This window comes from Salinisphaera sp. SPP-AMP-43 (assembly GCF_049568105.1).
Classification (GTDB): domain Bacteria; phylum Pseudomonadota; class Gammaproteobacteria; order Nevskiales; family Salinisphaeraceae; genus Salinisphaera.
On sequence record NZ_CP145335.1, the window covers coordinates 3,302,715 to 3,327,842 of the forward strand.

The following is a 25,128-nucleotide window of genomic DNA, read 5'->3' on the forward strand; positions in this document are numbered from 1 at the left end:
TGTGATACGCATGTGCCGATGGCTCGGCTTCGTCGCAGCGGGCTGCATTGCCAGCGGACTCGGTGGTTGCGTCCGCTTACCCGAGGGCACGACCGCAGTTCAGCCGTTTGCACTGGATCGCTATTTGGGCCGCTGGTACGAAATCGCGCGGCTGGATCATCATTTCGAAAGCGGCCTGGACTGTGTAACCGCGAGCTATAGCCGGCGCGAGGATGGCGGGGTTCGCGTGGTTAACCGCGGCGTCGACCTCGACGAAGGTGAAACAAGCGAATCAGTCGGTAAGGCTTATTTCATCGACAATGCCAACACAGGCCGTTTCAAGGTGAGTTTTTTCGGGCCTTTTTATGCCGGCTACAACATTGTGGCCCTGGATGATGGCTACCGCCATGCTCTGATCGCTGGACCAAATCGCGACTATCTCTGGATTCTGTCACGCACGCCAGATCTCGAACCACAAATCCGGCAAGCATTACGTGAGCAGGCGGCCGGACTCGGTTTTCCAACCGACGAGCTGGTATTTCCCGACCAAGGCCATGCTTGCGCGCCGTACCGCAAGACCGATGCCTAACCAGACACAGCGACCGGGCGGCCTCGAGCCAGCATTGGCCACTCGTAACGGCCATATTGTCTAACCATCGCCTTGGATACGGCCACGCCGGCGACGAGGCCATGTTAGCCAAACCCCGGCGCCGCCTTTAATCACGACCATAACGTAGCGCGAGCGTTGTGGACTTTCCGGACACCCCCTCTTACATGAAATCGTCGCCCCCTCCCCAATCGCTATCTTCAAAACCGGCCTCGCCATCGGGCCCGGTCTGCTGATTATCGGCTGACATGTCGTTAGAAGCCGGCGCAAAACGAGCCTCGCCCGAGGCCTCGTCCGGCGAATTGACAACCCCCGGCGATCTCTTCCGATTGCGAATGCTCGAACAGGCCGGTAAGCAAAGCGGGCAGCGCCATCCCGCCAGCGACACCGACCGCAGTCTGTAGTGCGCCGCCAAGAAAACGTCCGCCGCAGCTGAATCTGGAACCGGCCATGGCGGCATACGAGAGCGCTGGCGCACTTTGCGCCCAGGCTGTATGACGAGCCGACGGTGTGTTCCTACTTCCCCCGCCAAACAAAACGGTCAAGACACTGCTCGTGCTTTTTGTGCTCGGCGGCGCTGGCATGAGCTTCCAGCTCCTGAACCCGAGCCTGAAATTTTTTGGGCGCAGCCTCCTGAACAAGCACTGTCTGGACCAGAGAGTAAGGCGCATTCGGCTGCGTTTGGATCTGTTGGCAGATATAACGCTCGACCTCTTCATCGCTTGTGCCAGTCTGCTGCGCCGCCTGCCCCAAGCAGGCAAACAAACCATCGATAAGTTGCTTTTCTTGATCCTGCATCTCTCGATCGCCTTAGCGGCCTCCAATGCCAGGCCTAAGTTAGCGATAGTCTTGATACTGATTCCGCGGGCCAAAGTTCAACCATACGAAGTATTTGTCTCGCCAGTGGTCATCGCCGTGGTACGGATGGAATCCCTTTCAAAGCGCGCCACCGCAGCCATGGCGGTGCGCAGCTGGCGCGAATTCGCGCGACTCATCCGGCAAGTACTACGGATGTCTGTCCACCGCCGTTCGCAGCCTCGCCCCTACCGCCCTGTGCAACCCAGGTTCGCCCCCATCGGGCAACAGTATTGACGTACGGGCCTCGAACTTACGCGGTTTTCCGTGCTCGCCTTGACTGTGGCGGTTGCCGCTTGGCCTAGACAACGCCGCGCCGAGCGCTTCCACACACAACATACCCGCCTACGCATTCAGGCTTCCCCTCGGTTAGCCGCCGCCCACTCATTTTTTCTTCTTTGTTTAACGACCATTGGACATTAAGCATGGCCAAGTCAGCGTCGAGCGCCCGGTATGTATCGCAGCATGGAAGCCAACGCTCTACGTTGGATGCGGCCCCCGATTACCGGGTGTTGTTCAGCCGTAGGCCAGAATCATCTTTTGGGCGACACCATATGGTGCCGGCCGCATGGTCCAACACCGGCTTTGCCTTAAACAGCCAGAGCGAGCATGCCAGCTCTATTTTCTGCGACCCCGCATCCGCGAAGACTCTCCTCGAATCACGGCACGTACGCGCTGGCTCGACCGGGTAGCCAGAACCGCCTGGGCTTCGCAGGAGCGTCCGTCTACCGGTCACGCTTTGGCCCGAGACCACCCATGAAATAAAAATACCTTAAAATCATAAACTTAAAAATATACGTCAGTTTACCTAACACCCCTCATACGGATTGTCTTTGTTTTCGACTACTAGCGTCGGTTTAATTTACATAGAGGCCATATCCCCCCTTCCAAAACCGTCCTAAAAACTCTTCACAGAAGACTCAAAAAAGTTTTTTATTAAAAAATTACAAGAACTTATACCGACAACCACCGGCATCTATGCCGAACTTGGAACGCTTCTTGAGATATACCTTCCTGTCGAGATTCCTCTTCGGCTTGATGGTCAAACATACAACACGGATATAGACCAAGGACGCTGATCATGAAAACTAAAAGTGTTGCCTCCCTTATCGCTGGTACCGGCCTGCTGATCGCCACGGCACCGGCTTTCGCCGTCACGATCGACGGCGTAACCTTCCCGACCACCTCGGGCCCGCACACGTTTGCCGGCACGATCACCGAGAACACTGTAACCACGCCGGGCCAAGAGCTGACCGGCGATGGCCTGATCACCACGGTTGACGGCAGCACTGACTTCTGCAGCACCTCCGGTTGCCAGCTGACCTATGAGTTCGGCGGCTTCAACCTGGAAGAGATCACCTTCCCGGAAGATGCCGATGACAACACCGGTAATGCGCGGTTCAGCGGTGGCTACGTGAACTTCTACGTGAACGGCGACCGCGAGAATCCGTGGTTGACCACCGAAGCCGACATTGAGCGTGGTTCGGAGTACACCTTGGAAGGCTTCCTGACCAACGGTGGTACCGACCAAGCCCAGAACACGGCCGTTGGCCTGCTCAGCGTGACCGGCGGCTCGGCGGCGTCGATCTTCGATAACGACTCCTACGAAAACGGTGCTGGCGGTCTCAGCGATCTGCTGTTCAACACCAGCCTGTCCCCGTCGGGCGACATGGAATTCACCGGCTCGGCCGATGCCCACTATGTCTCCTCCCCGTCCGAAGTTCCGGAGCCGAGTGACCTGAGCCTGCTGGGCCTGGGTCTGGCCCTGATCGGCTTCGGTGCAGCCTATCGTCGTCGCCAGAACGGCTAAACGATTCAGGTTAAGCACTAGAAAAACGCCGCCCCTTGGGGCGGCGTTTTTTTTTTGTCTGAAACAAGGTGCGCCCCGACCGGTTACTCATCGTATCGGACCTTACATAACGCCCGCGAGACCAAGCTACGCGACGATTCAATCGCGCAGGACTTTGTGCCCCCGCCAACTGCGGATGCCGTTTTGTTTGTCGCCCTGCGAGGACTCAGCAAAGCATTGTCCCTACGGGTGCAATCAGCAACTCAATTCGTGACTGTGAGTGTTTCCGCTCGGCCCATCCCGGGGCAAGAAGGGCTCCGATTGTGTCTGATCGCAGTCCTGCTCTTTGCAGCACACTTGAAACACCGTACCTTCGTCCAACACCGCTGTAGTACGTCAAGCGCCTGAGCTGATGCCTTCGCTGCTGCGGCTTCTACGACGACCGCTGCAGGTAGGAGAAACCGATGCCCGACAGCGAAATCTCTCCATCCGCGGCCATCGGCCAGTCTGGGCGGTGGAGTATTGCCGCGACGATTGTCGTCAATATCATCGCTCCCTATGTGATCTACATCGTGCTCGAAGCGCATATGTCACGCTTTGGTGCCCTACTCTGCTCTTCCATTCCGCCTTTGCTGCAGAGCGTGGCCAGCGTCATCCGACGTCGACGCATCGATACGATGGCGGCCCTCGTGTTATCCGGTATCGCTTTGAGCCTGTTGTTAATTGCGCTGGGTGGCAGTGCACGGCTGCTGCTGATCCGCGAGTCTTTGTTGACCGGCGTCTTCGGCGTCGTTTTTTTGGCCTCGCTGTTACTTCCGCGGCCACTGATCTTCTATCTGGCGCGCCAGAACGATATGGTCGGTGAAGGCGGGCACGAGTATTTCGAGCTGCGCTGGCAGAACGCCTCGTTTCGGCGCGCTATGCGTCTGATCACGGCCCTGTGGGGGGCTGGCTTATTGGTCGAAGCCGCGGTACGTACCGTCCTGGCCGAGACGCTGAGTATTTCGCGGTTTCTGCTGATTTCGCCGTTTGTACAGTTTGCGATCATGGCCGCACTCGCCGGACTGACAATTATTTACGTACGGCGTCTCAAAAGCCGCTCGGATACCGAGGTTACCGACGACGCCAGCTCGGGCGTCTGACGTGCTCGCGCCGAGGCCTTCCACCCAAGCCTTAACCATGCGAGCCCTAACCCGGGTTGTGCGCGGTACTGCCTTTCATTGTCGCGCCTTCGGCGTGGCCCTATAAAGAACAGCCCCGATATACGCGGCCACTTGGGCGGGTTGTACCGCCCTTCGAAGACCGCGTTGGCCTCGCCTGGAGGCCAAGCTTGTATGCTGAGATGCCACCGGCAGAACGCGTTGGCGTTCGCAGTTCGATTTCAATCGCCGATAGGAGCGTCCATGACATTTCGATCATTGGCAGCCACTACCGCCTTGGCCGCAGCCCTGGTTTCATCTGCGGCCGGCGCCTCCGGTTTTGACGACCTGAAGCAAAGCGCCGGGCAAGCGCTGAACTCCCAGTCGCAAACCTCGAACCAGAAGCCCAGCGGCCCCACGGCCCTGCTCACCCAGATGAGCACCGGGTCGTTGAGTCTTGGCAATATGCAGAACGCTGCCGGCGTACTGGGCTATTGCCAGAAACAGGGCTATGCCGCGAGCGCCTCCGAGCAGGTCAAGAACAAGCTGCTTTCTCGTCTGGGCGGGCCACAACAAGCCGAGCACAGCTCGTCCTACGAGCAAGGCCTGAAAGGCCTTCTAAGCAGCAATTCAGGACAAACCTTCAGCCTGGCTGGCGTCAAGGAACAGATTGGGCAGCGCATCTGTAGTGCCGTGGCCAACCGCGCGGTCTCATCGTTTCTAGGCAGTTAACAAGACAGGCGGCAGGCACTAGCGGGTCGATGGCTCGCGTGGGCCGGTCATATCGCAAACCGCGACAACCCGGCCCTGCCTCATGATGAACCGGCGTACGGCTAAACAGCGATCAATAACCGGCCAAGCATCAGCGCCCTCGAGGCGCTAGCCCCGGATCGCATTCGATGGCTCCAGCCGAGCATGGATAGCATAGAGCGCGCTCAGCCAAACCAAAGGCACGATCTCGGCGAAAATACGATGCTCGGGCAAACGCCCAACCCATAGTCCGAACAAAAACAAAGGCAAGGCGTAACCGATCAGCACCAGCCGAAGCGGCCCGCCGACCCATCGCCACCAGAACAGTACGATTAAGGCCAATCCGCCTGCAAAGCGAGTTAAGAACCAGGCCGTGTAAAAAGGACTGGTAAAAAATCCGAGATTCTCAAGCAAATGAGTTTCGTACTGCGTGGCCATGATGCGCCGGTTCGGGTTCGGCAAGTCACCGAACAGCCAGTATAACGGCAGCTCGATCGCCAGAAATAGCACCACCAAACTGATCAGCAGCTGCACCACACGCCCCGGTGGCCACTGCCGCCATAGCAACAGCACCATACAGGGCAACAAAAATATCGTAGTCTCACGATTCAGAGTTGCCAGAACGAAAATCAACGCAAATACCGCCAGATCACGCCGGGACGGCGCACGACGCAACCGCAATAAAAGCAGAACCAGTCCGAGCGTGAATACCGCAGCCGGCAGATCGTAGGGGTAATAGAACAGTGGCCAGATCCGCCACTGGCCAAGTTCCAACAGGCCATCGACCCAGCCGGCACCGGATTTGATATGCAGATCGGGCACCAGCAACTGCACGCCCATCGGTACCAGAATGGTCAGCGCCAACATCCGCCGGGCGAGTTCGCTACAGCCGATGTGACACGACACGAGCGCCCGATGAGCAACGACGATCAGCAGAAGCCAGAACAACCATTCGATCGCCGCAAAGATCAGTGTTGTTCCCAGTGGGGCTAGATGCTGCAGGCCGGCAGCCAGCGCTGGCACCAAAACTCGACACTGGAACGGTTCGTTGGCTTGAAACTGGATCAGCCGTTCAAAACTCGCGAGTTTGAACGGGGCGGTCGCTGTTATCTGTAGGCCCGTCATGAGCGTGCTGGCCAAACAGGCAGCGACCCACCAGCCGATACGCTCTCCCCTCGATAACGATAGCGAGCCCGACGCGGCCTCACTGTAGGCCATATCGCGGCCGGAAAGGATATCCGCCATGACATTTATTCGGCGCCAGCATGGTCGCGCTTAAAGCAACTACCGTGGCGACACGCCTCGAAATCAGGATGGGCAGTTTTAATTTTTGCCCGAACCAAGACCTGCCGTCCAGTCGACCAACGTCGTCTGCAGGAACAAGAATCTGCCCCATCAAGTCAGACTTTCACGGCGCCATATTTGGCCCCCCAACCGCAAGGCCAGGCTAAAATTATTGTAAAAAAACTTTAATTATAATGAGCCCATACCAACAATGGCATTACGTAAAATATATTTATAAATATAACGAGCGATATAGGATTCGTTTATCTCAACCGCGCGTTAGCTAACCTGTGTGGATATTTCACCGAGTATTGCGTTGCCAGAGCAGATCATAGCCGGCAAAGTGCAAACCGCCGATGGGGTTCGCACTCGATCAAGGTAAGCCACGGCGCCAGACGCGATATGGGGCCTGACCTTCGACACCACGTCGGTTGCTCCATCCAGCGCAGCCGCGCGCGTCGGCTTGGTGTGCAGCCCAACCCCATGGCGCGGCCATGCACGACCCACCGCCACGCCCTAGCAAATTCCCCTTAAGGATAAGTACCGATCGCGCCAGGGCGTACGGAACCGGCACCATTGCGCGTTCTGCCGTGGCCACCGTATAGCTTGACCGGCCGTCGCTCAGGCCGATCAAGGCAGCGCCCCATCGGGTTCGCAAGACCAACCCGGCCGCGAGCACGATCGGCGTATCGCCCGGCGCCAGGATTGAAAAATTCAACCCGAGCCGTCACGAAGTGACACAACACCGAACATAAGACCTTATTCAGCTGGAGTCTGATCAATCGCTATGAGTTCTGACCAAGATAACGATAACCAGGAAACGAAAGCGCCGATGCTCGACTGGGGCGACATTAATTCGCTCCTCCTGGCCGAGGAATCGCCCTGTGTATCGATCTACGTGCCGACTTCGCCGGTAACCAACTATCGCGAAGAAAATCGGATTCTCTACAAGGATCAGATCAAGAAGGTCGGCCAGGCCCTGGATCAGCGCGACATGGATAAGTATGTCCGCAGCCAGATCATCGATCAGCTCGAGTCGGTCGGCTCTACCGAGGAGTTCTGGACGCATCAGCAGTATGGTCTGGCCGTGTTCGTCTCGCCAGAGCGCTTCATTGTGCGGCGCATGATGCGCAGCCCGGACGAAGCACTGGGCATCGTGGCCGACTCCTTCCACCTGCGTCCGGCACTGCGCGAGACTTCGAACTGGATGCGCTATCAAATCCTATGCGTCAGTCTGCAGGATGTGGCGTTGTACGATGCCAACCGCGACTTCGTCTCTGAAGTCGACCTACACAGCGATGTACCGAAGGATATGGGCGAAGCCCTCGGCAAGACCGAGACATCGGCCAACCGCAAGGATTTCGATCGCAGCGGGAACGACAGTACCGATCTCAAACAGTACTTCCAGGCGGTCGATCAGGCGATCCGCGATCACCACAACGGCCGGACCAATAAGCCGCTGATTCTGGCAATGGTTTCCGAGCATCAGGGACTATTCCGCGAAGTCAGCGGCAATCCGAATTTGCTCGAAGCCGGCCTGGAACGGGAGCCGTTCGAAGAAATCCGGCAAAGCCGCCTAGGCGAAGGCGCCTGGGAAATCGCCGAACAGGCCACCCGGACCGACATCGACGCCCTGATCGAACGCTTCAATGAGCGCCATGCGCATAGCGAAGGCGAAACCGATCTTGAGCAGGTCGCCTACTCCGCGACGATCGGCCAGATCGAAACGGTTCTGATTGACGAAGACGCCCGTATCGAAGGCAGCGTCGACGGCGAGAGTGGTCGTGTCGAATACGGCACCGCCGGTGATGCCCATACCGACGACGTGCTCGACGCCATCGCCAAATATGTGGTTCGCTTCGACGGTACGGTTCGCTTCCTGCCGAGCGATCGTATGCCGAGCGATAGCGGCGTGGCTGCTGTGCTGCGTTTCGCGATGGAGCCGGAACAAGGTTAATTCTTCCGGTACCGGCTGCTCAGGCCGGTTTTACGGGCGGCCATCCGAATGATGGCCGCCCAGCTCGATTGGCCGCGCTCGAACCGATCGCATCCCGCTAAGGGGATCGATAGCCCTGCCCTGCCGCTACCGTGCTACTAGAGGCACCAACCGTTGTGTCCGCTCTGGATCGCAGGCCGGTTCGACGCAAGCTGGCCTACGCACCCTAATGTGATATCCAACATGTTCGACGATGCGCCGCGCTGGCGACAGCTGGGTGCGAACGGCGAGCCGTGGATGACGGGTATTCGAGTTTTTGTCTGGTCGCCAGCTTGGCTTTGCTCTGCCTCGCCACCGCGGCAGCGGCTAGCCCTGCGTTTTATGTCGGCAAGAACCTGACCGGCGGGCATGGCGCGTTGGCAGGTGGCACGGCCGAAGAAGTCTCCAGCCATTGGCTCGATATCGTGCCGGCCGCCGATTACGATCCAGATGCTTCTATTTATGTCCTGTCTATCAAACAGTGGCCCTACGAAGCTTTTACCAAGTTGTGTTAGCCAATGTTGTATCGCGTCACGTAGAGTGTCGGGACGATGATTGGCTGGCCCGAGGCCGCTGATCGCTAGAGATTCGCACAGTCAGAACGATTACTGGCTACGATAGCTTGGTTTATTCGTCGAATCGTTTTAAACCCGGCACAGCCTGGCCCGTGCTTCGCCTAAGCTAGAATGCCGCCAGTAACCGTTCGACGCATGTATTGGCCATATCCAGCTCAAACCGGTCGGGTCAAGACATCCGTTTCGGAGCTCTTATGATGTATTGGCGGTCGACACCCGCATCGATTCCCAAGCTCAGCGTGATTCTCGGCTATCTTCCGATCGCGCCGCTCGTCATTGCGGCGATCGGCGTATGGTTCGTCCAGGCCGGCGGATTCATGCTGCTGGTCGAAGCCGCCATTCTCTGGTCGGCCATCCTGTTTTTCTTTCTCGCCGGCGTTCGACGCGGCTTGAGTTTTTTTACCGAAGGCGGCCCGCACCCAGCCCAGATCATCACCATGTTCTGGCTGTTCGGCCTTGGCCTGGTCGTGCTGCTCAGCCCCTATTCCGGGGTGTCAGTAGCCGTGGCTGCAATCGGCTTTGCGAGCATCGCCTTGCTCGATCCAAGGGCAGCCTTTCGGGGCGAAGTACCGGATTTCTTTCGTGCACTACGGCCGCCGCAAATGGGGCTGGCGACAGTATCGATGCTGTCGGTTTTCTTATCACTCTGGACGAGCACGCTATAACTGCGATCGAGCGGGCGCCTCATCCATAGACGGTATCGTCGCTCGACCTAGGCTTATTGATGCCTCGTGGGAGTCGCGCCAAACGCTGTTATGCGGCAAGTCTTAGCGACCACGCCACGTGGGCACTATCACGCGGCATTGCCGTCCTATCGTTCGTTGATGGGCGCTGGACAGGCTAGGTTGGGCCCAACTTGGGCCGCCCATCGCGTCCTGCGACGTGCCGTGTCTGGGCGAACAGGCCGCGACATGGCTGGGCGTGCCTTGCAGTACACGACGAGGCGGATGCCGACGCAGCGCTCGGACAAAGCCTCGACACGCCCTAGCCCGATCGGCCACGCGCCATACAATCCTGCCAGCGCGACTCGACCCGCTTGGCAAACCAGGCCGTAGTCAAATCACGAGTGATTTTCGGGCTCTCTAGCTCGATACCCGGCAACACCGCCCGCGGCACGCGCTCGCCTGCCTGCTGATCGGCCAGTACGAATACACGGCGATAGACTGATGTATCGGCAAAATCGGCGCTCTGCCCTTGGCGCAGGGCTGCATGGATATCGTTGTCGTCCTGGTCGATACGCTTGGCGAGCATGCGCGTCGCCCGCTCGGTTTGGCTGACCGCGCTGCTGCCATGGATGAGCAAATCGCCGTCGAGCGCCAGATCTCGGCCGGTCAGCTCGGCAACCGCATTCTGAAAAGCGGCGTTGCGGCTGGCAAACCAGCCGGCGTTGTAATCGGCAAAGCGATAGAGCGGCGAGGGATAGTCGACCGTATATCCAAATAAATGCAGGATGCCGAAATACAGCCCGCCACGGCGACGAAACACTTCGTCGCGGATCGAGCCCTCCACCGCATAGGGATAATCGGCGTCGTGGGCCTCGGCGAAGGCCACATCCACCTGCATTGGGCCGCCGGTATGCACCGGATTGAACGATCCGAACAGTCGGCGACCGAGCGGCACCTGGGCAACGAAATCCTGAAACAGCTCGCTGAGCTCGCGCTCGGTCGTGACATGAGCAAGCCGTTGTTTGTAGGTCTCACCGGTCGAAGACTCGAGCCCCAGAGCTGTCTCGACCAGGAAATGCGGCACATGCGCCTTGAACGCCCGACGGTCGATCTCGCGGCGCGCGATGGACGCCAGATTCGGCACTTCGGGATCGGCATCGAAAGTCGATTCCTGGCCGACCACTGCCAACGTCGAACAGATATGGCTCTTGCTGGGGTCGATATCCTGGGCCACAAAAGCGGTATAAATATCCTGGGCCCATCCACGGCGATCGCCAGCCTCTGCAGGCAGCAAACTCTCGATTTGATGCTTGACGACCTGCGGCGACTGCGCGGGCTCGGCCGGCGGCCGCCAATGCGCACATCCAGCCAGCAGCGCCAGCCCCCCGGCCATCAGCACGCTACAAAATCGATTCCCAATCCTCATGTCGCTATCCGGTCGCAACCGCGACCGGGCAACGGCCCACGCGGCGATATGAATTGCACTAGGTGTTCAGCTCGGCCGGCCTCATCGGCGCGCCAGCCAGCGGGCTGCCACATCGACGTCGTCGCGTTCGCCGCTCAATGTCAGCGTGTCGTTGACGTCCAGAAGCACGGACGGCTCTGGCTCGAGCATGGCGCCGCGGCGCTCGACCCGCAGCACCCGCACACTCTCGCCCAGTCCCAGCCGACGTAACTCGCGCTTGGCGAGAAGCGGATTTTGCAGCTTGACCACTCGCAGTTCCTGTTCCTCACCTTCCTGGGCATCGGCCTCTAGACCGCCATGTCCTAGAGCCATGACTTCCAGCAGCAGCATCTTGGCATAGGCCGGGTTCACCACCCGTACGCCGGCGGCCCGAAAATCGGCGTTCAAGCCGGGATCGCGTACCCAGGCCAGCGTGGTCCGCAGTGCATGCACGTCGCGCGCCACGCGACAAATCTGCAGATTGTCGGCGTCGGTATCAGCCATGGCGATCACCGTGTCGGCCTGCTCTATACCCGCTGCCCGCAGGCATTCGCTGAGCCGATTCCGGGTCGGCGGCGCGCCGTGCTCGCCATGCGGGATCTGATCAACGACCACGACATCGCGTCCGTTCTGGCGCAGCCGCTCGGCAAAGCGGGCCGCCTCCCGATCGTGGCCGACCACCAAAATCGAACGACCGGTCTGATACTGCGGCGGCGCCAGACGGGTGAAGGCAATCGGCGCTCCGAGGCAGCTGATGATCGCGACCAGAATGATGGCCGCATTCAACGCCGGGGAGATCACGCCGATCTCGACCCCGATCGCCGATACCGCGATGATCAACGACAACCGCGCCGACAGCAGCGTGGCCGCACCAGCAGTCTCTCTCCAGCCAAAGGCCAGCCGGAACACCAGCGCCCCGACCAGCTTGACCAAAAAAGCCATCGCCACCAGCACACCAACAGTCGCCCAGGGCGAGTTCGAGCTGAGCAGCGCCGGCAGGTCGAACTTGACCCCGACCATGATGAAAAAGATCGGGATGAAGAAACCGTAGCCGATCGCATCCAGTTTTTCGCGCAGTACCGGGCTTTCGTGCCCCGACAGCAATGACACGATCATACCGGCCAGAAACGCCCCGAGAATGTTTTCGATCCCCAACGACTCGGCTAGCGCAATGAACACCAGTGCCAGAGCCAACGAGCCGCGTACCCGGATCTGCGAGGTCGCGGTCGACAGCGCCTGCATCAGCCGCTGGGCCGGCAGATGGGTCCGAAAACGCGCCGCTAGCCGATAGGCCGCCAGAAACGCCAGCAACAGCACCATGATCAGCAGCAGATCCGAAGTCGCCCCCGCGCGCAGCATGGCATAGCCGCTGACCAGCAGGATCGTCACCATATCCGCGATCAAAGCCGATACCAGCAGCGCCTGACCATAGGCATTGCTGATCAGCCCCCGCTCCTTGAGCACCGGCGCGACCACGCCCAGCGAAGTCGTCGACAGAATCAGCGCCATCAGCCAGGGCTGTGCCACCCAGCCGGCGTACTGCATATACAGGCCAGCGAGCAGCGAACACAGCGCGGTCAGAATGAACGACACACAGCCGATCGCGATCGGATTGCGCCGCCAGCGATCCCAGGCATGACTGGCCCGAAGCCCGCGGCGCGGCGACAGCCCGGAAAAATCGATTTCCAGCCCGGAGAGGAACATCAAATAGGCAAAGCCGAACACCGACAGCACTTTGAGCACGAAATCTTCGGTGACCAGCCCCAGCCCACTGTCGCCGACCAGCATACCCGCAATGATCTCGCCCACCACGACCGGAATACCAATGCGCCGAACCGGCGACAACACCACCGGCACCGCGAAACTCAGCGCGATCACGACCAGTAGTGGCACGAACGAAATATGCGAAGAGGCCATATCCCTCGTTGATCGGCGGCCTGCGGATTACGCGACTGTACTGATCGCGACGGCTCGGGAAAACCGCATTGCGGCAGCCGGCCCAATCGAAACCGCCCGCACTTGGTCAATGTCCGGCCCAGGGTGGCAAAAATGGCGCGTGTATCCGTTGATCGTTCGCCTACGCATGCGTTCCTAGCCTGCGTCGATCCGCCGGTCTATAACCCTCGAAAACTCCGCAGCCACCAAGGCATTAGGCGCTATCATCCGCCCCGGCGCGCCCATCGGTCGCACGCATTATCAACGCCGCCGCACCGCCCAACCCAAAACCGACAGCAACGCCCAAGGCCATGGCTCGGATATTGCCCCCTATACGAATCTGAGCCGGCACAGGCTGCTCGCGCCCGCACATCAGCCGCCAAGCCCGCAGCTAGCGTGATCAACAAGACAATCCCTAGCGCAACCGATCACTCGCCAGCGTCCATTCGGCCCGCCGACCTTTCGCACCCGATTTCATTGATGAGCCGTTGGCGCTTACCGATCCACCGATCACCCAACCTGCCAGTGCTGGCGCCCAGCCTATGGCGCGCAGATTGGGCCTTCGCGTGGTGCGCCGACGGCTACGGCAAGCGGCTTGTCGATCGACATGGACGATAAGGCCGTTAGGGCCTATCGGACGGCAGATAATCTTCTGCATAAAAGAGATCCGAATAGACCAGTCCATCGACGCAGCGCGCCCGGAATGCTTCTCTCTAAACTTCGAGCGAGCCGCCAACTGCCGCGACTTCACGGCCGGTCTTGGATCGATGCCTGGCCCGCGCGTTCCCTGAAGGGGAGCCAGCGACTACCGAGACGCGCTCTCGTACCCCTTGCCCGATCGGCTACGAAACAGGTGCCTCAACGCCTGGTAGGCGGCCCTCTAGAAATTACTTCATATTACATTTGAATAAAATAAAAATATAAAAAAACAAAACTTTCATGAACATATAAATTAACTCTAATTAAGATATTAATTACAACCTAAAGTAATAGGGCCTAGCGCCGTTACGTCTTTGTAGGGGATGCTATTGACTGCCAACCGGGCGGCCTTGGGGGACTAATGATTCATATCGGTTTCGCCGCGAATACGAAGCCACGACGCCGCGTCATGGGCGCAAAACGTCGATCATCGAGCTCGGCCGAGACAGCCCAGGCATTCATTGAGTTCAAACCCGATGGCACGATCATCGATACGAACAGCGATTTTCTACAAATATTCGGCTACGAACGACCCGATATCATCGGCCGTAGCCACGATATTCTGGTTCCCGAGGCGACTCGTGACGACAACGAGCACCACCAGTTCCGGCAACGTCTAGCCGAAGGCCAGACCCAGTCCGGCATCTACCAGCGTATCGCCGCGGATGGCCAAAATATCTGGCTTCGGGTCAGCTATTGCCCAGTTCGCAACCGGCGGCGCCGGATCCAGAGCGTGATCGGCTACGCTACGGACGTAACCGAACTGCAGCGCAATAAAGCTGACCTGGAAGGCCAGATTGCCGCCATCGATCGCTCCCAAGCCGTGATCAGCTTTAAGCTCGACGGTACGATTCTGGATGCGAACGATAACTTTCTCGCCACACTCGGGTATCGGCGGGACGAGATTGCCGGCAAGCACCACTGCATGTTCGTCGCCCCCGAAGAGGGGAAATCCGAAGCATACCAACGTTTCTGGACCGATCTGCGCCAGGGCCAATTCAAAACGGCCTTATTTCGGCGTATCCATAAAAACGGCACTCCGATTTGGATCCAAGCCAGTTACAACCCGATCTTCGATAGCTCGGGCGAGCCGTTCAAGATTGTGAAATATGCCACCAATGTCACCGCAAGAACGCGCACAGTTGCCCATCTGCAGTCATCATTAGCAGCCCTATCCGATACCGTGCCCGCCATTGCGGCCGATGCTCGTACCGCTGGCCAATCGTCGACCGATGCCGTAACCCAAGCACGCGACAGCGACCGAGTGATCGAACAATGGGCCACTCGGATCGACGCTATCAACCAACAAGCCCGGGATATGGCACAGATTGTCGATACACTCGACTCCCTCGCTTTTCAGACCAATATCCTGGCTTTGAACGCATCGGTAGAAGCTGCACGGGCTGGCCAGAACGGTCGCGGCTTCGCAGTGGTCGCCCAGGAAGTGCGTGCATTGGCCAATCGCAGTACCGAATCAGCACGCGATATCGCAGCCTTGATTCGCGGTGTGACCGGCGCACTCGATGAATGCAATCAAGGGGCCGAACAAACCCGCGCGACCATCGCCCGAATGGTCGATGCTTCTGAGCAGGTCGACCAGCGTATTCAACAGATCGCCGAGGCGGCCGAAACCCAAGCTGAAGGAATTGCCAAGCTCAACAGCTCGCTTTGTGATCTCGAGCATGATCATGCCTAGACCACGCGCCACTCGCCCCCTATAGCCCGCCGCCCCTCGGTTACCGGGTCACACTGACAGAGTTTGCACATCAACGCTGCCCGTGTGCGCGAGGTCGGCGCTCACGCTCGTTGCTGCCATGTCCTAGGCCATGGCAGCCAAACAGGATAGGTATGGATGACACTGCCGTACTTGCACCCCAACCTCCGGATCGTGGCTTCGGGCTACTTTGGCGTCCCTATCGTTATCCGGCTATCGACTCGTCGAAGCGATAATTTTAGCCGGCTGTTCGTTCTCGGCACTTGGTTTGGCGACTGGCCCACAGCTTGTTCTTTGGCATTGTGCCAGTCACGAAACTCGCTATCGGCTGATCAGCGATGAACGTGCTATTTTACGCTCGACGCCGCGACATTCTCGTGGCGGGGGAGATTTACGACGTTTGCCGTCCAAAATTTACAGTACGAACCGGCCGGCGTGGCGTCAGTCGCAGCTATCGACGCAGGCTTTTTCATGTGGGTTAGCCCTAGCGGTCGCGCATCGGGGAACGATGGGTTGAGGCGAGCGCGCCAAAATCAGCCAATGCTGGTGGCCGCCGCGCCGGCCGATGGACAGGTCATTTTCATGATGGTCCGTATCTCGGTCCACGCAAATACCGAAGCAGCAAGCACCACGCCTTCGAGGCCGCACCTTGCATTGGCTCATGTATGACGGATTCGAACAGCAGCCGATATTGGCGTCAGCGGGCCCTGAAAGAACGACGGGCACGCCTGACCGCACAAGCCACCGCCAAACGCACAGCCAACAAACTTGCGGCCAGCCAGGCTCGGCTCGGCGCGCTCAGCGAGCATCTTGAACATGCCCAGTCGTTTCGATACGAGCTGTTCACGAACCATCCGCTGCCCCTATTACTGATCGATGCCGCAACGCTCGCCCTGATCGACGTCAATACCGCGGCTGAACACTGTTACGGCTACGATCGCCACACGTTCTTGAGTTTGACGCTGGTCGATCTCGGCCCGGCTGCCGAGTCCGACTCGTTCGAGCGGTGGCGCCAATGGCTGAATTCCGCGATCCAAACCCCAGATTGCTGTCATCAGCTGACCCAAAGCGGCCGCCCTCTGGAAGTCGAGCTTTCAGCGCATGCCGTCCATCACCAGACCCAACCTGCTTTTTTGATCGTCGCCCGCGACGTCACGATAGAAAAGCAGCGCGAGCGCAGCCTGGAACTGCGCAATCAAGCGCTCGAGGGCAGTCACAACGGGCTATTCATTTGCGCCAACGACGACACGGCGGGCGTACACTACGCCAACTCGGCCATGGCCCGACTATGTGGTAAGTCGCAGCACCAGATCATCGGCTGTGCATTGACCGAACTATTTGCCACGCCCGAGCACGAAGTGCTTGATCAACTGACCCGCGCCTTGCGCGCCGGACAGCCGGCCCGCGCGGTTATTCCAGTACAGCATGGCCCCGAGAACGCGCACTGGCTGGACGCTCACATCACCCCGGTTTTCGAGAACGACGGCGATATCGGGCATTGGATCGGTGTAGTGCAGGACATCACCGAGCGCAAGAATTTCGAGGAATTGTTGACCTATCACGTCAACCACGACCACCTCACCGGCCTGCCGAACCGGGAACTGCTGCGTGAACGGCTGACCACAGCGCTCAAAAGCGCGGCCCAAACCGGCAACGAGATTGCCGTCTTGATGCTCGACCTCGACCACTTCAAGCGCATCAACGACACTAAGGGGCACGACGCAGGCGATATCCTGCTTCGGGAAATCGCCAAACGTCTTAGTAGACGTATACGTAGCCATGACACCCTAGCCCGGATCAGCGGCGATGAATTCGTCTTGCTGACTGCGGCACCGCGTTTGACACGCTCGCTGCCGGCTCTCGCCGCACGACTACAGGATGTATTCTCGCGCCCGTTCGCGATCCACGAAGAACAACTCTGCACCTCCTGCAGCATGGGCATCGCCACCTACCCGCAGGATGGCGCCGATACCGAAACCCTGTTGCGACGGGCCGATCTGGCGATGTACGAGGCCAAATCCGCCGGCGGTCAGGCGGTTCGTTGGTTCGACCCGGTCATGGAACATAAGCTGCGCGACCGGGCCGTGATCACGGCGGCCATGCGACAGTCTCTGGACCAAGACGAATTCGAACTGCATTACCAACCGCAGGTCGATATGGCCGAACAATCACTCGTGGGCCTGGAAGCGCTCCTGCGGTGGCCGACGGCCGATGAATCCTATCGGCGACCGGATCAGTTCATTCCGGTCGCCGAAGAAACAGGCATGATCATCGATCTAGGCCGATGGGTGCTCAACCGGGCCTGCCGTGATCTGGCGCAACTACGCGAATCCGGCCATACCTGGCTGCGCATGGCGATCAATGTATCGGCCATACAGCTCGGCGACCCGCATTTCGTTGCTACGGTTCGCGATACGCTTGAACGGTTCCAACTGCCGCCCCAGGCCTTGGAGATAGAAATTACCGAAAGCGTATTTCTGACCGAGGACGCCCAGTCGACCACGACGCTGGAAACACTCCATACCATGGGCATTCCCATGGCGATCGATGATTTCGGCACCGGCTATTCGAGCCTGAGCTATCTCAGCCGGCTGCCGATCCAGCGCCTCAAGATCGACAAAAGCTTCATCCAGGGGCTCAACGAAGGTGGGTCTGCCAACGAACTGGTTCGCAACCTGATTCGAATGGCGCTCGATCTAACGATCGAGCCGGTCGCCGAAGGCGTCGAGACCGAAAACGATATGCAAACCTTGATCGGCCACCAGTGCCTGCTGGGCCAAGGGTTTTATTTCAGCCCCGCGCTACCGCTCGACGAACTACAGCAACGCATGACCCATTGGCGCACGCCATTACAAACAGGCGACTCAAGCCAGCCCCGTAGCGGCACCCGCTAAGCGTTTCCAGATCGCGTCATAGCCACACCCGCTACTCTTGCCGACCGTCGGGCATCGGTGTGGCCCAACCACGGGATCGGCCACCGATCTGACTCAGCCACGCTGTGCTGCGACGACCCAGCTCACCGCAAAGCCCAAAAAGAAACTGCCAATGCCATCCTGATTTCAGGTGGCGTTTGCTTCGAATGACGCTTGGGCAGTGCAGCCCCTTGCCTATCGGCAAGACCGACCTACCGCTGCGGCCCGGTGGCGACAGCACCACCGGCCGCCCGGTTCAATCGTTGTGGGTTTCGACGTGGCCACCAAACTGGTTACGCATCGCCGACTGTAGCTTGTCACCGAAACTCGGCGTATTGCGCGAACGAAAACGTGCAAACAAGGCAGCCGACAAGACGTTCGCGGGTACCGCCTGTTCGACGGCTGCGTTGATGGTCCAACGCCCTTCACCGGAATCCGCGACTTCGCCGCTGAATTCGTCCAGGGCCTGGTCTTCGGCCAGGGCGCTGGACGTCAGATCCAGCAGCCAGGACGAGATCACGCTACCGCGCCGCCAAACTTCGGCGATATCCGCCAGGTTCAGGTCGAAACGCTCGTTGTCCGGTAGAAACTCGGCCGAGCGGTTTTTGAGGATATCGAAACCTTCGGCATAGGCCGCCATCATGCCGTACTCGATCCCGTTATGAACCATTTTAACGAAATGTCCCGAGCCGGCCGGGCCGCAATACAAATAGCCCTGCTCGGCGCGCGGGTCCAGTTCGTCAGAGCGGCCCTGCGTGGGATTGATATCGCCGGCCCCCGGCGCGAGCGTGGCAAAGACCGGGTCCAGGCGTTCGGCCTGCTCGCGATCGCCGCCGATCATCAGACAATAACCTCGCTCGCGTCCCCAGACACCGCCGGAGACACCGATATCCATATAGTGGATACCCTGCTCGGACAGCATTTCGGCGCGTCGCACATCGTCGTGAAAATTCGCGTTGCCACCATCGATGACGGTATCGCCGCTGGCCAGCAACGGCGCCAATTCTGTGATCGTATTTTCGGTAATCTCCCCGGCCGGCAGCATCAGCCAGAGCGTACGCGGCTGGGGCAAGGCTTCGACCAGTTCCGCTAGCCCTGCCGCGGCCTCTGCGCCTTCGCCGGCGATCTTGTCGACGGCCTCCGAACTGGTATCAAACACCACGCATTCATGGTCGGCATCCATCAGGCGACAGGCGATATTACCGCCCATACGGCCCAATCCGAGCACTCCAATTTTCACAAAAGTTCTCCTATTTGCGTGATACGAGGCATTCAAGGCTTCGTAACGCCTCTTGAGACGCGTCTCATTCTACAGAGTGAACCCGCGGGGTGGGTCTCCACCCCGCGCTACCCTCTGCTGCAGGAGGGCGCCGTTTACAAACGCAGCGCCCGGGGCGAACGCCCGTCTGGCCGATCGGCCAGACCGTCGTATAGTCGTTGCGTCAAGACGTCGGGCATGTCGAGCTACTCTGTGCTCGAAGCCTCGAGCTTATCCTGGGTCCGATTTTTGAAATCGCTGGCGCTGTGCCGCTCATGCAACTGCTCGGACGGCTCGCCCCATAGGCGATTGACCATCCGCCCGCGTCGTACTGCCGGCCGCTCATCGATCGCGCGCGCCCAGCGCTGCAGATTCTGGTACTCGTCCACCTGTAGGAATTCGCCTGCATCGTAAAGACGCCCAAGCGCGAGCGCCCCATACCAGGGCCAGGTCGCGATGTCGGCGATGGTGTATTCCTCGCCGGCCAGGTAGGTATGGTCGGCTAGACGCCGGTCGAGCACATCGAGCTGACGCTTGGCTTCCATCGTGAACCGATTGATCGCGTACTCAACGGTCTCCGGGGCGTAGTTATAGAAATGGCCGAAGCCACCGCCGAGATAAGGCGCACTGCCCATTTGCCAGAACAGCCAGTTCAGCGCCTCGGTCCGCACATCCGGATCGGTCGGCAAAAAAGCGCCGAACCGTTCGGCCAGATACAGCAGAATCGCGCCCGATTCAAAGATCCGCCGTGGCGTGGTGGTACTGCGATCTACTAGTACCGGAATTTTCGAATTCGGATTGGCTGCGACGTAGCCACTGGAAAACTGCTCGCCGTCGCCGATGCGAATGGGCCAGGCATCGTACTCGGCCTGGCTGTAGCCGGCTTCGAGCAGCTCCTCGAACAATGTAGTGACCTTTACACCGTTCGGGGTGGCCAGGGAATACAACTGGTAATAGTGCTTGCCCACCGGCAACTCGGCTTCGTAGCGTGCCCCGGCGTATGGCCGATTGATGCTGGCGAATTGGCCGCCGCTTTCCTGCTCCCAGGTCCAGACTTTAGGGAGTTCGGACGTCGTGGAATCGTTCATGAGGTTTACTGCAGAATACAAAGACGGCCAGTGTACTACTGCACAGAAAACGCTTCATCGAGCCGCCCGCCCCGGGCTGGAACTTTTAAGGCGCCTGCCGCTATTCGGCCCGATGATCGAACGCTTCGGTCATCCAAGACTGGCCCTATACGACTTTTAGTGGAGGCCGGCGATCTCAAGATACGGCCGCAACAACCGTTAAACGCTATCGGGATCCATCACTCAGCGCTGCCTGACGGTCGCGCATGTCATGAACAGCTTAGCGACCGATGTACTCGAATTCCGCGATCACGAACAGGTCACTCGAACACTGCAGTTGATCGAGACCCAGCCACGGGCACTCACGCTCAGAGAGCCGGTCGCGGGGTGGAGCCTACCGGTCGCTGAACTGCGCATCGACGAGGCCGCAGAAGCTCTGGTACTGGACGCGAGCGCCGAGGCCTGGGCCGAGCACTTCCTGCCCGAGCGCGGCCTGGAACTGGCCGCCATCGCCGATCAGGAAACCCTGTTATTCGACGCCATCGTCCCGTTTCCCGAAACCGAAGAAACCCCCTCTGGCGAGCGCCATTTTTCGATTCCCGAACGGCTAAGGGTCGAAAATAAACGCAAGAACCTGCGCCTGACCTTCGTCAAGGGCATGACCGCCCGTTTCGAGATCCTCGGGCCGGCGGCCAGGCCGTTGCTCAGTGCTCGCCTGGTCGATCTATCGGCCGGGGGCTGCCAGATCGAGTTACCGATTGCCGCAGCGCTGACTCTGGACGTCGATGGCCCTGAAATCGATATCGCGATCGTTTTTCCAAATGGCGATCGCTTCGAAGGTAGCGCGACCGTGCGCTATGTGCGTCTGCTCGGCCCGGGCGCCCTCGCCCGTATCGGCATGGCCTTCGGCCCGAGCGACGAGCTCCGCCAACAGCAGCTCTGGTTGTGGCTACAGGAAATCGAGATGGAAATCGCGGTACGCCAGGGCCAACGCCGAATCGGACGTAACGCCGGCACTCTGTTCAAAACCGAAGCCGCCACTGAACCCGCTAGCACACGCAAATCCTCGGTCGCCCGCCATCGTACGGCGATGCGCAAGCCATTGTTGGGTATCGCCTATGACCTGAGCCGCGCTGCACTGGCTCTGCGTAGCGATCAGCCGCTGCCAGCCACGGCCCTGTGCGACGGCGCCAGTCGGCTCTGCGATCTGCTGGTCGACGATCGTCAGGTCTTTCTGTTGGCTCTGGCGTCGCTGATCGAACAGCCGCCGCTGATCCAGCACTCGATCGCGGTCGCGGGTCGATTAGCCGATCTGGTGCTTGCCGAAAACGATCTCGGGGTCGATGCCCACGATGTCGTGCTCGGCGCCCTCGTACACGACATCGGCCTGGTAACACTCGCCCATACGCCGGCCCCAACGCTTGCCGACGTCAGGCACTGTACAGGCACGTGCGCTGGCCAGCATGTCGCAACTCTGGTTGAGCAGCTGAGCGACCATCCGGCGCTGGGGAATTCGACCACGCGCCGGATCATCGCCGGCTTCGCGCCCGAGAGCCGCTCCGCAACCACGCCCGTGGGCCGCGCCAGCCAAGCCGCGCAGATCGTTAAATCCGTGGACGCTCGCGTTCGCGGCTATTACGGCCAACCCCCGGTCACTGCCTTCGAAGCCTGTCGACAGCTGTATCGAGAACACGACTTCGACGAGTACTGGGTTCGTCGTTACCTGCAGCGTCAGGGGCCCTATCCGATCGGTACGATGGTGCGTTACAACAACGGCTTTCGTGCCCAGGTCATGGCGTTGGACGAGCACGGCCAGCCGCTACGCGTTCGCGTATTACGCAACCTTAATGCCGCCGGGCATCAACGCCTCAACACCGTGCTCGACGGCGTCGATTTGCATCAGCTCGGCGGTCTGCAACATCCATTGGCCTACGATCCCTGCGAGCTTTATGCTCCGCCAGCGGTCATGGCTTCGATCTAACAGCCTTGGAATCGCGCCGATAGCGCATGGCATCGGCCATATCGATCAATCGCTCACCGTATCCAGCGTGTCCACGATCTGGTTCGCGCTAAGCGGCGGCGTCAGCCAGTAGCCCTGACCGTAGGGACAGCCCAGACGCTTCAGCAGAGCCAGTTCTTCCTCGGTTTCAATGCCTTCGGCAATTACGTCGACCCGCAAGGCCTGGCCCAGGGATAAGATGCTGTCGACGATGGCCCGCGTCCGCTCAGTATGGGTGATCGCGATCACGAACGCGCGATCGATCTTGATCGCATCGATCGGATAGCGATTCAGATACCCCAGCGATGAGTAGCCTGCGCCGAAATCGTCGAGCGCGACCCGAATACCCCGTATACGCAGCTGCTCGAGCACCACAGCCACCGGCTCCGGATCGTCATCGAACACTGCTTCGGTAATTTCGAGGCAAAGCCGCTCGGGAGCCAGCCCACTGGCCGCCAACGCAGCGTCGATCTGTTCCAGAAAGCGATGGTCACGCAGCTCGCGCATCGATACATTGACGAACAGCCGCCAGTGATCGGCGGCCCGGCCCCAGTCGATCAGCTCTCGGCAGGCGCGACGCATGATCCAGTCGCCCATCTCGCGCGCCAGACCGGCCTCCTCGGCCAGGCCAACGAATGCACCAGGCTCGAGAAGGCCCCGCTCCGGATGCTGCCAGCGTACCAGTGCCTCGACCCCGAGCCAGTCGCCCTGTGGCCCCAGGGCATAGATCGGCTGATACAACAGCGCGAGCTGCTCGTGATCCAGCGCCTGCTGCAGATCGGTCTGCAGCGCTAGCCGCTCGCTCGCCTGAGACCGCATGGCATGACAGAACCGGCGATAGTGGCCGGGCCCGTCCTGCTTGGCCGCATACATCGCAAGATCGGCATCCCGGATCATCTGCTCCGGCGAGTCGTAACTGTTGTCGAGTTGCACGATGCCAACACTGGCAGACGACACGATGTCCTGTTCGCTGACCCGAAACGGCAGCTCGAAAGCGGTTATGATGCGTTCGGCCACGCCAGCGGCAACCTGCCCGTCGCGATCGTTTTCGATCAGTACCAGGAATTCGTCGCCGCCAACCCGCGCGAGCGTATCGCCGTGGCGTACACAGGTTTCCAGCCGGCGCGCCATCTGAGTCAACAACACGTCCCCAGCGCGATGGCCGAGCGTATCGTTGATCCGCTTGAACCGATCCATGTCGAGAAACAGCAGACTGGTACCGATCACGTCCTGAGCCAGCAGGTCTTCGAGGCGCTCCATGACATATGAGCGGTTATGCAGGTGGGTCAAATCATCATGCGAAGCCGCATAGGCCAGCGAGCGTTCGACCCGATGCCGCTCCTGCAACTTGGCTTCGAGCACCGCATTCTGGGCTTCGGTCAGCCGCATTTGCGCAGCGACCGCATCGGCGCGCCGGCGCTCGGTGATATCGCGTTGCACCGACACCCAGTGCGTATAGCGCCCTTGTTCGTTGGCGACCGGCACGACGCTCAGTTCCATCCAGAAGTGCTGACCGTTCTTGCGCTGGTTGAGCAGCTCGACCTCGATCGGCTGCCAGTGCGCCAGGGCCTCGCGAACCCGGTCGAGCGTCGCACGACAGGTTTGCGCGTTCTGTAGCAGGCGCGGTGTTTGTCCGAGCACCTCGGCTTCGGTATAGCCCGTCGTGTTGGTAAACGAAGCGTTGCAATAAATAATACGTGGCCCGGGCAATTCGATCGGCCGGGCTTCGGTGATCAGCACGGCGTCCGTGGCATGCTCGACCACCGATTCGAACAGCCGGAGCCGATTGGAAATGTCCCAGCCATCCTCGGCTATAGGCTCCTCGACCGAGGCCGGGCGCTCGCATTCTCGCGATAGCTGCAATGTATGCGTACAAAGCGCATACAGCGCCGCCGCACTGGGCCCGGCCGGCAAGGCGGCATCGGCCAGCAGCAACAGCCCGGTTACTCGATTGTCGGCAGCCATGACCGGCGCCAGCACGACAAATCGAGCGTGCTGCATATCCCGGACAACGAACGGCGGTACGCCACTCGGCTCAGCCCCTGGGTTGCGAAAAATACGGATCGCATCGATCCCCGGCCTGGCTGCTATCCAACCGGCATCGGCGATCGGATGGGCGGTCGCCGATGCCCTACCCTGGCTATACACCGGATAGAACGTATTCGAATCGAACCGGTAAAACACCGCAGACTGGCAATCCAGTACCTGGGCCGCACTTCGTACGACTTTTGAAACAGCTGAAACACTGGTGTCGGACACGATGCGATCCCCCTAGATCGTGTCGATGAACAGAGCGGTTGGTGTACCGGGTGAGCCGCAGCCAGCCCTCGTTACTGTCTACGTCGATACATGACCGGAAGTCATAAAGAATACCCGACTCGGCCGCATCCGCGCTTGTGGTTATCGCCCGTGTTTCGAGACGACCGGGTCTGCGCCCCGCCAAACCGGGCGACACCGGGCGACTGCACTCGGTATGCTCGTA

18 protein-coding genes are annotated in these 25,128 nt (G+C 59.7%); 11 read left to right on the forward strand and 7 right to left on the reverse strand.

From position 1 onward, the window contains the following. The first annotated feature begins 10 nt into the window (after positions 1 to 10). Positions 11 to 568, forward strand: a complete 558-nt coding sequence (locus tag V5738_RS14145) for a lipocalin family protein (protein ID WP_423821459.1) — start codon at positions 11 to 13, stop codon at positions 566 to 568. Between the two features lie 272 nt (positions 569 to 840). Here V5738_RS14145 and V5738_RS14150 read toward each other — a convergent pair whose 3' ends face one another. Then, a complete protein-coding gene (locus tag V5738_RS14150) occupies positions 841 to 1,170 on the reverse strand; it encodes a DUF2076 family protein (protein WP_423821460.1) in 330 nt (109 codons plus the stop codon). On the opposite strand from V5738_RS14150, the gene V5738_RS14155 reads away from it, so the two are divergent. From V5738_RS14155 to V5738_RS14170, 4 genes are all read left to right on the forward strand, one after another. Then, complete coding sequence (locus V5738_RS14155) at positions 1,097 to 1,678, forward strand: hypothetical protein (protein WP_423824242.1); 582 nt, start codon at positions 1,097 to 1,099, stop codon at positions 1,676 to 1,678. The two genes, V5738_RS14150 and V5738_RS14155, sit on opposite strands and share 74 nt — an antisense overlap. A gap of 844 nt (positions 1,679 to 2,522) precedes the next feature. Next, a complete protein-coding gene (locus V5738_RS14160) occupies positions 2,523 to 3,251 on the forward strand; it encodes a PEP-CTERM sorting domain-containing protein (protein ID WP_423821461.1) in 729 nt (242 codons plus the stop codon). A 443-nt stretch (positions 3,252 to 3,694) separates the two neighbouring features. After that, positions 3,695 to 4,372: a VC0807 family protein gene (locus V5738_RS14165; protein WP_423821462.1), complete on the forward strand. Its 678-nt coding sequence runs from the start codon at positions 3,695 to 3,697 to the stop codon at positions 4,370 to 4,372. 261 nt (positions 4,373 to 4,633) lie between these two features. After that, on the forward strand, positions 4,634 to 5,101 hold the full coding sequence (locus V5738_RS14170) for a DUF2501 domain-containing protein (protein WP_423821463.1): 468 nt from the start codon (positions 4,634 to 4,636) through the stop codon (positions 5,099 to 5,101). Positions 5,102 to 5,248: 147 nt separating this feature from the next. Here V5738_RS14170 and V5738_RS14175 read toward each other — a convergent pair whose 3' ends face one another. Beyond that, entirely contained in the window at positions 5,249 to 6,364 is a 1,116-nt protein-coding gene (locus V5738_RS14175; protein WP_423821464.1) for a hypothetical protein, read from the reverse strand. An 826-nt stretch (positions 6,365 to 7,190) separates the two neighbouring features. Here V5738_RS14175 and V5738_RS14180 point away from each other — a divergent pair. The 3 genes from V5738_RS14180 (at position 7,191) to V5738_RS14190 (ending at position 9,618) form a co-directional block, all read left to right on the forward strand. Beyond that, the gene (locus V5738_RS14180) at positions 7,191 to 8,360 is read left to right on the forward strand and encodes a hypothetical protein (RefSeq protein WP_423821465.1); all 1,170 of its coding nucleotides are present in this window, start codon (positions 7,191 to 7,193) and stop codon (positions 8,358 to 8,360) included. 272 nt (positions 8,361 to 8,632) lie between these two features. Continuing rightward, positions 8,633 to 8,893, forward strand: a complete 261-nt coding sequence (locus V5738_RS14185) for a hypothetical protein (RefSeq protein ID WP_423821466.1) — start codon at positions 8,633 to 8,635, stop codon at positions 8,891 to 8,893. 254 nt (positions 8,894 to 9,147) lie between these two features. Continuing rightward, positions 9,148 to 9,618, forward strand: coding sequence for a DUF3429 domain-containing protein (locus V5738_RS14190; RefSeq protein WP_423821467.1), 471 nt, complete (start codon positions 9,148 to 9,150; stop codon positions 9,616 to 9,618). A 319-nt stretch (positions 9,619 to 9,937) separates the two neighbouring features. On the opposite strand, the gene V5738_RS14195 is transcribed toward V5738_RS14190, so the two are convergent. Continuing rightward, positions 9,938 to 11,044 (reverse strand): DUF1615 domain-containing protein, encoded by a 1,107-nt coding sequence (locus tag V5738_RS14195; RefSeq protein WP_423821468.1) that lies wholly within the window; start codon positions 11,042 to 11,044, stop codon positions 9,938 to 9,940. A gap of 81 nt (positions 11,045 to 11,125) precedes the next feature. Continuing rightward, positions 11,126 to 12,979, reverse strand: coding sequence for a monovalent cation:proton antiporter family protein (locus V5738_RS14200; RefSeq protein ID WP_423821469.1), 1,854 nt, complete (start codon positions 12,977 to 12,979; stop codon positions 11,126 to 11,128). 1,126 nt (positions 12,980 to 14,105) lie between these two features. Here V5738_RS14200 and V5738_RS14205 point away from each other — a divergent pair. Next, the gene (locus V5738_RS14205; protein WP_423821470.1) at positions 14,106 to 15,392 is read left to right on the forward strand and encodes a methyl-accepting chemotaxis protein; all 1,287 of its coding nucleotides are present in this window, start codon (positions 14,106 to 14,108) and stop codon (positions 15,390 to 15,392) included. A gap of 683 nt (positions 15,393 to 16,075) precedes the next feature. After that, on the forward strand, positions 16,076 to 18,304 hold the full coding sequence (locus V5738_RS14210; RefSeq protein ID WP_423821471.1) for a putative bifunctional diguanylate cyclase/phosphodiesterase: 2,229 nt from the start codon (positions 16,076 to 16,078) through the stop codon (positions 18,302 to 18,304). Between the two features lie 274 nt (positions 18,305 to 18,578). Here V5738_RS14210 and gnd read toward each other — a convergent pair whose 3' ends face one another. After that, positions 18,579 to 19,562: a phosphogluconate dehydrogenase (NAD(+)-dependent, decarboxylating) gene (gene gnd / locus V5738_RS14215; protein WP_423821472.1), complete on the reverse strand. Its 984-nt coding sequence runs from the start codon at positions 19,560 to 19,562 to the stop codon at positions 18,579 to 18,581. A gap of 224 nt (positions 19,563 to 19,786) precedes the next feature. Then, positions 19,787 to 20,668 (reverse strand): glutathione-dependent disulfide-bond oxidoreductase, encoded by an 882-nt coding sequence (yghU, locus tag V5738_RS14220; RefSeq protein ID WP_423821473.1) that lies wholly within the window; start codon positions 20,666 to 20,668, stop codon positions 19,787 to 19,789. 250 nt (positions 20,669 to 20,918) lie between these two features. Between yghU and V5738_RS14225 the strand changes: the two genes are divergently transcribed. Next, the gene (locus V5738_RS14225; RefSeq protein ID WP_423821475.1) at positions 20,919 to 22,628 is read left to right on the forward strand and encodes a PilZ domain-containing protein; all 1,710 of its coding nucleotides are present in this window, start codon (positions 20,919 to 20,921) and stop codon (positions 22,626 to 22,628) included. Between the two features lie 45 nt (positions 22,629 to 22,673). On the opposite strand, the gene V5738_RS14230 is transcribed toward V5738_RS14225, so the two are convergent. Then, on the reverse strand, positions 22,674 to 24,905 hold the full coding sequence (locus V5738_RS14230; protein ID WP_423821476.1) for a putative bifunctional diguanylate cyclase/phosphodiesterase: 2,232 nt from the start codon (positions 24,903 to 24,905) through the stop codon (positions 22,674 to 22,676). Positions 24,906 to 25,128: the final 223 nt, after the last annotated feature.